The organism is Kitasatospora sp. NPDC059160, from assembly GCF_042755465.1.
Lineage (GTDB): Bacteria > Actinomycetota > Actinomycetes > Streptomycetales > Streptomycetaceae > Kitasatospora.
In genome coordinates, this window is the sequence record NZ_JBHZCN010000229.1 from 1 (window position 1) to 3762 (window position 3762).

Consider the following 3762-nt stretch of genomic DNA (forward strand, 5'->3'; position numbering starts at 1 on the left):
GGCCCGCTCGTCGTCCGACAACACCAACTCGACCTTTGGTCGACCCGTCCGCACCATAGGATCAGTCTATATTTATGAATGAAATTCCAGACTCAAGACACTAGGGTCCGTCTTCGAAGACCAGATCCAGAGCAGGGGCCCGGACCAGGAACAGCGGATCGGGTCCGGAGCAGGGATCAGATCTCGTACACCGCGCCGGCCCGGGCCAGCTCCACCGGGCCGGCGTACGCGGCGGCGGCGTCGCGACGGTTGCGCTCGGCGTCGGTCCACGGCGGGATGTGGGTGAGCACGAGCCGGTGCGCCCCGGCGGCGGCCGCGTGCTCACCGGCCTCCCGGCCGTTGAGGTGGACGGCCCGGTAGGTGTCGCGGCCGTCCAGGTAGGCGGCCTCGCAGAGGAACAGGTCGGCGTCCCGGGCGAGTTCGACCAGCTCGGGGCTCTCCCCGGTGTCACCGGAGTAGACCAGCGCGCGGCCGTCGTGCTCCAGCCGGAAGGCGAAGGCGTCCACCGGGTGGTTGACCTGCGCGACGGAGACCCGGAACGGGCCGAGCCCGAAGCTGCCCGGAGTGAGCGTGCGGAACTCGAACACCTCCTTCATCCCGGGGTTCTCCGGCATGTCGTACGCCCGGGCGAGCCGCTCGGCGGTGCCGGCCGGACCGTACACCGGGAGCAGGTCGGGGCAGCCCTCGGCGCGGTAGTTGCGGGCGACCCAGTAGGCGCACAGGTCGACGCAGTGGTCCGCGTGCAGGTGGCTGAGCAGGACGGCGTCGACCTCGTAGAGGCCGGTGTACTTCTGCAGCGCGCCGAGCGCGCCGTTGCCGAGGTCCAGCACCACGCGGTAGCCGTCGGCCTCGACCAGGTAGCTGGAGCACGGCGAGTCGGCGGACGGGAAGCTCCCCGAGCACCCCACCACGGTCAGTTTCATCCGAGCCCCTCCGCCCCGACACGTCCTGGCTGCTGTTGGCGTACGACATGGAAACAGCATGGAAAACAAGCATGGAAAACGGCAGGCCGGGCCGGTGGACCGGCCGGTAGCACTGCGTTGGTGTGTCGAGGGTAAGGGCGGAGCAGCACTTTGCCCCCGTCCCCGTGCCGGGCTGTGGCTGGAATCACCCAGACCGCCGGGGCGGGGGCCGCGGCGCCGGATCAGCGGCGCCGGGGGCGGTTGCGGGCCCAGGTGCGGATGGTCGCGGGGTACCAGCGGGGGTGTCCGCTGCCGTCGATCACGTCGGGGTCGGGCAGCAGTCCGTGCCGCCGGTAGTTGCGGACGGTCTCGGGCTGGACGTTGATGTGCCGGGCGATCTCGGCGTACGACCACAGTGCGTCGCTGTTCACGAAGGCACCTCCGGGGGGACGGGGGCGGACGTTCGTGGGGCAGCCTTTCCGGACGGCACCGGGACGCAGGCCGCAGAACGGGCGTCGTGGCGGATCCGTGACGAACCGGGAGCAACGTACGGACAAATGCTCAACTGTCACGGCCGCCACGGTGGTGGCGTCCACCGGCGGCCCGGTACGGTTCGCGGCATGACTGGCATCTGGATCGTTCTCCTGCTGGCGGGCGTCGCCGTGCTGGCCGCCGTCGCGGCGGCGCTGGTCAGGCGCACCCGCCCCGCGTCCCGCCCGGCCGCCCCGACCCGCCCGCGGCCGCGCCCGCGCACCGGGGCCGGGCCGGAGCCGCAGGAGATCTGGTGGGCCGAGGTGCCGTTCGAGGACGGCCCGGGCGCCAAGGACCGCCCCTGCCTGGTGCTGCGGGTGCACGGCCGGACCGCCACCGTCGCGAAGATCACCAGCAAGCACCACGCCGAGCGCCCGGGCGTGCTGCCGCTGCCGCCCGGTTCGGTGGGCGACCGGCAGGGCCGGGCCAGCTGGCTGGAGACCGACGAGCTGCGCGAGGTGCCGCTGTCGGCCTTCCGCCGCCGGGCCGGCACCGTGGACCGCCAGGTCTGGTCCCGGGCCCAGCGGGCGGTGTCGAACCAGGGACGCTAGGGCATCAGGCCCAGAGCTGGCCCTGCAAGGCCTCGACCGCCGCCTCGGTGGACTCGGCGGTGTAGATGCCGGTGGAGAGGTACTTCCAGCCGCCGTCCGCGACCACGAACACGACGTCCGCGCGCTCCCCGGCGGCCGCCGCCTTGCGGCCGACGCCGATCGCGGCGTGCAGGATGGCGCCGGTGGACACGCCCGCGAAGATGCCCTCCTGCTGGAGGAGTTCGCGGGTACGGCGGACGGCGTCGGCGGAGCCGACCGAGAAGCGGGTGGTGAGCACCTCGGCGTCGTACAGCTCGGGGACGAAGCCCTCGTCGAGGTTGCGCAGCCCGTACACCAGGTCGTCGTAGCGCGGTTCGGCGGCGACGATCCGTACGCCGGGGACCTTCTCGCGCAGGTAGCGGCCGACGCCCATCAGGGTGCCGGTGGTGCCGAGGCCGGCCACGAAGTGGGTGACGGTGGGGAGGTCGGCGAGGATCTCGGGGCCGGTGGTGGCGTAGTGGGCGCCCGCGTTGTCGGGGTTGCCGTACTGGTAGAGCATGACCCAGTCGGGGTGCTCGGCGGCGATCTCCTTGGCGATCCGGACGGCGGTGTTGGAGCCGCCGGCGGCCGGGGAGGGGATGATCTCGGCGCCCCACATCCGGAGCAGTTCGCGCCGTTCCTCGCTGGTGTTCTCGGGCATCACGCAGACCATCCGGTAGCCCTTGAGCTTGGCGGCCATGGCGAGCGAGATGCCGGTGTTGCCGCTGGTGGGCTCCAGGATCGTGCAGCCGGGGGTGAGCCGGCCGTCGGCCTCGGCGCGCTCGATCATGTGCAGCGCCGGGCGGTCCTTGATGGAGCCGGTGGGGTTGCGGTCCTCCAGCTTGGCCCAGAGGGTCACCAGGCCGTCGTCGTTGCCGGGGACGGCGGCGGACAGCCGGGGCAGGCGGACCAGGGGGGTGTTGCCGACGGCTTCGAGCGGACTGTCGTATCGCAAGGGAGGCCTCCGGCCACGGCGGTGAGGGTGAAGAGGGGCGGTTCCCCCGACCCCGGCGCCGGCCCCGTTGCGTCACGGGCGGGGACGGTGCCGGGGGAACCGGGAGGTCAGCGGGCGCCGCCGGCCACGGCGGGCAGGATGGTGACGCTGTCGCCGTCGGCGAGGGCGGTGGAGATGCCCTCCAGGAACCGGACGTCCTCGTCGTTCAGGTAGACGTTGACGAAGCGGCGCAGCTCGCCGCCGTCGACCAGGCGGGCGGCGATGCCCGGGTGGCGGGCGTCGAGGTCGGTGAAGAGTTCCGCGAGGTTGCTGCCGTTGCCCTCGACGGCCTTGGCGCCGTCGGTGTAGGTGCGGAGGATGGTCGGGATGCGGACCTCGATGGCCATGGGTGCGCTCCTGTGCGAGTCGTGTGGGGTGGGTGGGCCGCAACGGGCGCGGCGGGGCGGAGGGTGCCCGGGGCTCGACGCCGCCGGGGAGGCGGCGGGGCCCGGGTGGGGCGGGGCGGCTCTCAGCGCGAGCGCGCGGGCGTGCCGGGACAGATCGCGCCGGCGTGCCGGCACAGGTCGATGTGCAGGCGCGCCACGAGGCGGGTGCCCGGGGCCTGGTTGCTCACATCGACGGAACGCATGGGCTCATCGTATAGATTCCCGGGCCCGCTCCGACATGCCCGTCCCGCGATCCGGATGCTTTCGTTTCCGATGCTGAGATTCCTCCGGGACGCCGGGGGCGGCCCGGCCCCGCCCGGCTGGGGGGCGGGGCCCGGGCCCGGGGGGGGGGGGGCGCGCCCGGGGGGGGGGCTCAGACA

The 3762-nt window shown here is 73.2% G+C and carries 6 protein-coding genes; 1 reads left to right on the plus strand and 5 read right to left on the minus strand.

The features are described 5' to 3' along the window. Positions 1-176 precede the first annotated feature (176 nt). Both ACFXOZ_RS42270 and ACFXOZ_RS42275 read right to left on the minus strand, forming a co-directional pair. Positions 177-923, minus strand: a complete 747-nt coding sequence (locus ACFXOZ_RS42270; RefSeq protein ID WP_375883099.1) for an MBL fold metallo-hydrolase — start codon at positions 921-923, stop codon at positions 177-179. Between the two features lie 221 nt (positions 924-1144). Further along, positions 1145-1333: a MerR family transcriptional regulator gene (locus ACFXOZ_RS42275; protein ID WP_380595355.1), complete on the minus strand. Its 189-nt coding sequence runs from the start codon at positions 1331-1333 to the stop codon at positions 1145-1147. 189 nt (positions 1334-1522) lie between these two features. On the opposite strand from ACFXOZ_RS42275, the gene ACFXOZ_RS42280 reads away from it, so the two are divergent. Continuing rightward, the gene (locus ACFXOZ_RS42280) at positions 1523-1984 is read left to right on the plus strand and encodes a type II toxin-antitoxin system PemK/MazF family toxin (RefSeq protein WP_375883093.1); all 462 of its coding nucleotides are present in this window, start codon (positions 1523-1525) and stop codon (positions 1982-1984) included. A 4-nt stretch (positions 1985-1988) separates the two neighbouring features. Here ACFXOZ_RS42280 and ACFXOZ_RS42285 read toward each other — a convergent pair whose 3' ends face one another. From ACFXOZ_RS42285 to ACFXOZ_RS42295, 3 genes are all read right to left on the minus strand, one after another. Beyond that, positions 1989-2957: a PLP-dependent cysteine synthase family protein gene (locus ACFXOZ_RS42285; RefSeq protein ID WP_375883090.1), complete on the minus strand. Its 969-nt coding sequence runs from the start codon at positions 2955-2957 to the stop codon at positions 1989-1991. 107 nt (positions 2958-3064) lie between these two features. After that, entirely contained in the window at positions 3065-3343 is a 279-nt protein-coding gene (locus ACFXOZ_RS42290) for a MoaD/ThiS family protein (protein ID WP_097237732.1), read from the minus strand. A gap of 122 nt (positions 3344-3465) precedes the next feature. Further along, on the minus strand, positions 3466-3585 hold the full coding sequence (locus ACFXOZ_RS42295) for a putative leader peptide (protein WP_317621128.1): 120 nt from the start codon (positions 3583-3585) through the stop codon (positions 3466-3468). Positions 3586-3762: the final 177 nt, after the last annotated feature.